The sequence below is a fragment of the Pseudonocardia pini genome (assembly GCF_013870575.1).
Lineage (GTDB): Bacteria > Actinomycetota > Actinomycetes > Mycobacteriales > Pseudonocardiaceae > Pseudonocardia > Pseudonocardia pini.
This window is the reverse complement of sequence record NZ_JACBXB010000301.1, coordinates 1-6,239: the sequence shown is the minus strand read 5'-3', so window position 1 is coordinate 6,239 and position 6,239 is coordinate 1. Positions and strand designations below refer to the sequence as shown.

Annotated in this window: 5 protein-coding genes; 2 read left to right on the top strand and 3 right to left on the bottom strand. The window is 72.6% G+C overall.

Annotated elements, in window-relative coordinates; translation table 11 throughout:
- Positions 1-263 precede the first annotated feature (263 nt).
- Positions 264-461: a DUF3073 domain-containing protein gene (locus H5J29_RS17565; protein WP_181782036.1), complete on the top strand. Its 198-nt coding sequence runs from the start codon at positions 264-266 to the stop codon at positions 459-461.
- 355 nt (positions 462-816) lie between these two features.
- Entirely contained in the window at positions 817-1,500 is a 684-nt protein-coding gene (locus tag H5J29_RS17560; RefSeq protein ID WP_181782035.1) for an NUDIX hydrolase, read from the top strand.
- Between the two features lie 148 nt (positions 1,501-1,648).
- Here the strand turns inward: H5J29_RS17560 and purM are convergent, their stop codons facing one another.
- The 3 genes from purM to H5J29_RS17545 form a co-directional block, all read right to left on the bottom strand.
- Positions 1,649-2,746 carry a phosphoribosylformylglycinamidine cyclo-ligase gene (purM, locus tag H5J29_RS17555; RefSeq protein WP_181782034.1) on the bottom strand — a complete coding sequence of 366 codons (1,098 nt, stop codon included), beginning with the start codon at positions 2,744-2,746 and terminating at the stop codon, positions 1,649-1,651.
- Between the two features lie 81 nt (positions 2,747-2,827).
- Positions 2,828-4,414, bottom strand: coding sequence for an amidophosphoribosyltransferase (gene purF / locus H5J29_RS17550; RefSeq protein ID WP_181782037.1), 1,587 nt, complete (start codon positions 4,412-4,414; stop codon positions 2,828-2,830).
- A 72-nt stretch (positions 4,415-4,486) separates the two neighbouring features.
- Positions 4,487-6,239, bottom strand: a 1,753-nt coding sequence (locus H5J29_RS17545) for a putative bifunctional diguanylate cyclase/phosphodiesterase (RefSeq protein WP_181782033.1), incomplete at its 5' end; no start/stop codon positions are given.

Genomic DNA, 6,239 nt, shown 5'->3' with positions numbered 1-6,239 from the left:
AGGCCCGCAGGGGTTCGTAGACCCGCAGGTAGGAGACGAACGGCGACGGCATGATCGGTGATCCTCCCGTACGGGTGGCCGGCTCCGACACAGCCTCCGGTCCCGTACCCGGGGTGTCACCGATCGGGGCTACGTCACACCATCGATGCCACGTCGCACGTCCCACCGATCGCACGGTATTGTGGTCGCCAGGACAGTGATGACGTTGAAAGGGGCCGCCGTGATACTCGGCCGCCCCTTCCCTTGTGTAAGGGGGACCAGCCATGGGGCGCGGACGAGCCAAGGCCAAGCAGACGAAGGTGGCCCGAGAGCTCAAGTACAGCTCCCCCACGATGGATCTCGATGCTTTGCAGCGCGAGATCGGTAGTGGGACGGCGGTATCCGAGGCCGACGAGGAGTACGACGAGTACGCGGAGCGCTACTCGAAGTACACGGACGACGAGGACGGAGACCGCCGGTAGGCGTCACCTCCATCGCCCGGTCCCCGCGACCGGGCGTTCTTCACCGGGGGACCTTCGAGATCGACACACCACCTCTCACTCGCCGTGAGCATTCTCGGCAGGTGAGAGGTGGTCGTGGTGTCACGGCCGAGCATCGCTCGCCGTCGTGCCGAGCTTCGGCGTCCGCGTCGGGGTCGGCCGGGGCTCGAGGTCACGGTCGGTGGTCGTCGCCGCCCGCTCGGAACGCTCCGCGCGACCACCGGACCCGTCCGAGCCGCTGCCGGGACGACAGCCCGTCGAGCTGGGCCGGACAGCCCTCCGGAAGGGCCCCGATCTTCACCCGATAGCCTCACGCCGACGAGAAGCGGGGTGAGGTATGCGCGGGAACCTGTTCGCGGTGGCCGTGGACCTGGTGGTCCTCACGGTCCGTCGCGACCAGCTCTGCGTGCTCCTGGTGCGCCGGGGCGAGCGACCGTTCGAGAGCCACTGGGCGCTGCCGGGCGGTTTCGTGCAGGCGGACGAGGATCTCGGTGACACGGCGGCCCGGGAGCTGGTCGCGCAGACCGGCGCGGCCACGCAGGGCGCCGTCGAGGGCCACCTGGAGCAGCTGGCCGGCTACGCGGCCCCGGACCGGGACCCGCGCGGGCGGGTGCTGAGCATGGGCTACCTGGCCCTGCTGCCGGACATCCCGGACCCGGAGGCCGGAGCGGCGTTCCTGCCCGTCGAGGATGTCTACGGGCTGGCGTTCGACCACGACCGCATCCTGGCGGACGGCGTGGAGCGGGCCCGCGCGAAGCTCGAGTACACGACCCTGGCCGCGGCCTTCTGCCCGCCGGAGTTCACCGTGACGGACCTGCGTCGTGTCTACGAGGCCGTGTGGCGCGTGGAGATCGACCCGCGCAACTTCCAGCGCAAGGTCACCTCGACCCCCGGCTTCCTGCTCCCCACCTCGACGCGGGTGACCGGCGGCCGCGGGCGCCCGCCGCAGCTGTTCCGTCGCGGCCCGGCCACCGCACTGCACCCGCCGATGCTCCGCGAGCCGGTCCCCGCGCACGTCTGAACGGCACCGGATCTGAGCGAGAGTGCCGTTCGTGCACTAGGTCTGAGCGAGAGTGCCGTTCGTGCACCAGGTCTGAGCGTGCACCAAGTCTGAGCGAGAGTGCCGTTCGTGCACTAGGTATGAGCGAGAGTGCCGTTCGCTCATACCGTCAGAAGCGCGGGTGGACGCCGACCATCCGCACGCGCGAGCCGAGCTCGCCGGACTCCTCGCCCGTGGAACGCGTCACCTCGCCCAGCACCCAGGCCGGGACGTGCCGCGCGGTGAGGACGGCGAGCGCGCGGTCCACATCGTCCGGCGGCAGGACCGCCACCATCCCGACGCCCATGTTGAAGGTCTTCTCCATCTCGGCCCGCTCGACCCGGCCCCGGCTCTGGATCAGCGAGAACACCTGGTCCGGGGTCCAGGAGCCGCGGTCGGCCTGGGCGACGAGCCCGTTGGGCAGGACCCGCTCGAGGTTGCGGGCCAGCCCGCCGCCGGTGATGTGCGCGAAGGTCCGGACGCCGGTCTCGGCGGCCAGCGCGAGGCAGTCCCGCGCGTAGATCCGGGTGGGGACGAGCAGCTCCTCGCCGAGGGTGTGGCCGAACTCCTCCACGTGCCCCGCGAGCGGCATCCGGGCGATGTCCAGCAGCACGTGCCGGGCCAGCGAGTACCCGTTGGAGTGCAGGCCGGAGGACCCCATCGCGACGAGCACGTCCCCGGGCCGGACCCGCTCGGGCCGGAGCATCGACTCGGCCTCGACGATCCCCACACCGGTGGCGGACAGGTCGTACCCGCCCGCCTCCATCAGCCCCGGGTGCTCGGCCGTCTCGCCGCCGAGGAGCGCGCAGCCTGCCTGCTGGCAGCCCTCGGCGATGCCCTTGACGATCGTGGCGATCTGCGTGGGCACGAGCTTGCCGACGGCGATGTAGTCCTGCAGGAAGAGCGGCTCGGCCCCGCAGACCACCAGGTCGTCCACCACCATCGCGACCAGGTCGAGACCGATGGTGTCGTGCTTGTCCATCGCCTGCGCGATGGCGACCTTGGTGCCGACCCCGTCGGTCGACGCGGCCAGCACCGGCTCGGTGTACTTGCCGAGCCGCGGCGCGAACAGGCCCGCGAAACCGCCGATGCCGCCCATCACCTCCGGCCGGGTCGCCTTCTCCGCGTAGGGCCGGAGCTGCTCGACGGCGGCCTCGCCCGCCTCGATGTCCACGCCTGCGGCGGCGTAGCTGGCGCGCGGGTCGTGCTCAGGGGTGGGGGTCGACATGGGTCGTGTGCTCTCGTTCCTGCTGGTCTGTCTGCGGCGGGGTGACCCGCCGCGGCCGGGTCCGTGGACCCGGCAGGCGGACTACGGCCTGGTCAGGGCGTCCGAAGCACCGTAGCCGACGGACACGGGCGGCGTCGCCTTCGTGGTCGGCACGGTGGTCGACAGGGGAGCCTGCCGCAGGGGGCCGGGATCGCCGGAGGCCGCACCCGCCGCGTCGAGCGCGGGCGCCTCGAGCAGGTGTTTGCCGAGCCGCGCCTCCTCGGGCAGCGGGATCGGGTACTCCCCGTCGAAACAGGCGCAGCAGAGCCTGCTGCGGGGCTGCTCGCTGGCCGCGACCATGTTCTCGACGGACACGTAGGACAGCGAGTCCGAGCCGATCGACCGGCGCACGCCCTCGGTGTCCAACCCGGACGCCACGAGCTCGGCGCGCGAGGCGAAGTCGATGCCGTAGAAGCAGGGCCAGCGCACGGGCGGCGACGCGATCCGGACGTGCACCTCCAGCGCCCCGGCCTCGCGGAGCATCCGGACGAGCGCGCGCTGCGTGTTGCCGCGGACGATCGAGTCGTCCACCACGACCAGGCGCTTGCCCCGGATGACGTCCCGCAGCGGGTTGAGCTTGAGCCGGATGCCGAGCTGGCGGATCGTCTGCGAGGGCTGGATGAAGGTCCGGCCGACGTAAGCGTTCTTGACCAGGCCCTGACCGTAGGGGATGCCGGAGCCCTGGGCGTAGCCGATGGCCGCGGGGGTGCCGGACTCGGGGACCGGGATGACCAGGTCCGCCTCGACGGGGGCCTCCAGCGCCAGCCTGCGGCCGATCTCGACGCGCGCGGCGTGCACCGAACGCCCGGAGATCGTGGTGTCCGGACGGGCCAGGTAGACGTACTCGAAGACGCAGCCCTTGGGCTCGGGCGCGGCGAAGCGCGAGCTGCGCATGCCGTCCTCGTCGATCGCCAGCAGCTCGCCGGGCTCGACCTCGCGGACCATCGAGGCGCCGACGATGTCCAGCGCCGCCGTCTCGCTCGCGACGACCCAGCCGCGCTCCAGACGACCCAGCACCAGCGGCCGGACGCCGTGCGGGTCCCGGGCGGCGTAGAGGGTGGTCTCGTCCGCGAAGACCAGGGAGAACGCGCCGCGCACCCGCGGGAGCAGCCGCATCGCGGCCTCCTCCAGCCCCGTGTCGGCCGACGTGGCGGCCAGCAGCTCGCACACGAGGTCCGAGTCCGTGGTGGCCTGCATGCGCGAGGTCCGGCCCTGCTTGCCCAGGGTGGTGACCTCGTCCCGCAGCTCGGCGGTGTTGACCAGGTTGCCGTTGTGCCCGAGGGCGATCCCGCTCCCCGCCGCCGTGGTGCGGAAGACCGGCTGGGCGTTCTCCCAGGTCGTGGACCCGGTGGTGGAGTACCGGCAGTGCCCGACGGCGAGGTGGCCCTTCAGCGAGGACAGGGTCTGCTCGTCGAACACGTGGCTCACGAGCCCGAGGTCTTTGAACACGACCATCCGACGACCGTCCGAGACGGCGATGCCCGCCGCCTCCTGGCCGCGGTGCTGCAGGGCGTAGAGACCGTAGTACGTCATCTTCGCGACGTCCTCGCCCGGAGCCCAGACGCCGAAGACGCCGCACTCCTCCTTGGGCGTGTCGTCGAGCTGACGCGGGGTGGGGAGGTCGGTGATGGTGCTGGGGCCGGTGTGGAGGTTCCGTTCGGAACTCAACGCACTCGCTCCTCGGTTTTTCGGCGGCGCGGGCTACTCGATGGTACGCCGCCGCAGACCCGGAACCCATCCCGCGGGACGGGCGTCACCGAACCACCGCCCCTGTCCGAGGTCGCAGCCGAGCCGGGCGAGCCGTTCCGCCTGTCTGCCGGTCTCCACCCACTCCGCGGTGACCTCCAGGTCGAGGGCGTGCGCCATCGCGACCAGCGACCCGACGATGCTCTCGTCGACCGGGTCGGGGAGGTCGTGCCGGAGCCCGTCGATGAACGAGCCGTCGATCTTCAACGCGTGCACCGGCAGCCTGCGCAGCCAGGCGAGGCTCGAGTAGCCGGTGCCGAAGTCGTCGAGCGCCAGGCGGACCCCCGCGGCCCGCAGCGCCGCCAGCGCGTCCATGGAGGCGGGCTCGTCCCCGAGCACCGCCTGTTCGGTGATCTCCAGCTGGAGGCGCTCCGGCGGGAGGCCGGTCTCCGCCAGCAGCGCCACGACCTCGTCGACGAAGGTCGGCTCCGGGAGCTGCACCGGGGAGACGTTCACGCTCACGTACGGGGCCGGGACGCCCGGCTCGTCCTGCCAGCCCGCCGCCTCGCGGCAGGCCTCGGCCAGCACCCAGCGACCCAAGGGCACGATCGCGCCCGAGCGCTCGGCGAGCTCGATGAACCGGCCCGGCCCGATCAGCCCGTGCTCGGGGTGCTCCCAGCGGACGAGCGCCTCGAGCCCCCGCAGCGAGCCGTCCGACAGCCGGACGAGCGGCTGGAAGGCGAGCCGGAACTGCCCCCGGTCCACTGCGGTCCGCAGGTTGGCGAGCAGGGCGAAGCGGGCGGCCTCGCCCGCGTCCCGTTCCGGGTCGAACACCGCGCGGGCCCCGCCGCCCTGCCCCTTCGCCCACGACAGGGCGACGCCCGCGGCGCGTTCGAGCTCCGCGGCGCACTCGGACTCGGTGGGTCCCTCGGCCACTCCGACGCTCACGGTGACCCGCACCCAGCGCCCCCCGACGTGGAACGGCGCGGCCACGGCCTCCAGCAGCCGGTCTGCCACCGCGCAGACCTCGCCGACACCCTCGGGATCCACGAGCAGCACCGCGAACTCGTCCCCGCCCGTGCGGGTGACCAGGTGGGTGCCCGCGGTGGTGCGGAGCCGGTCCGCGAGCAGGACGAGCAGCTCGTCCCCCACCGCGTGGCCGTGGATCTCGTTGACCCGGCGGAAGTCGTCGACGTCGAGTGCGCACAGGCCCACCCGGGTCGCCGAGCCCCCGAAGGCCTGCCGGACCGCCGCCTCGGTCAGCTGCCGGTTCGGCAGCCGGGTCAACCGGTCCCGCGACGACGCCTCGACCAGCGAGGTGCGGAGCCGGTACCGCTCGGAGACGTCCTCGATCACCCCGATCAGGTGGCTCGGCCTGCCGTTGTGGTCCCGGATGAGCGAGCCGGTCACGTGTCCCCAGACCCAGATCCGGGTCGGCCCGGCGAACCGGACGTCCAGGCTCACGGTGTCCGTGGTGCCGGAGGCGAGCCTGCCGTAGGCGGCGAGGAAGGCCTCGAGGTCGTCCGCGTGCACGAACTCGCTGACCGGGAGCGGCAGCTCCGGGCGCTCCAGCAGGCCCAGCATCCGGCAGGCGGCGGGGTTGAGGTCCTCCAGCTGCCCGTCCAGCGTGGCCACCGCGATGCCGACCGGACCCTGGGTGTAGATCGTGCGGTAGTGGGCCTCGCTCTCCGCGAGTGCCCGCTCGACGTTGCGGCGCGCCCGCAGGGTGGCCTGGAGCAGGTCCTCCTGCGCCTGGTGGGCCCGGAAC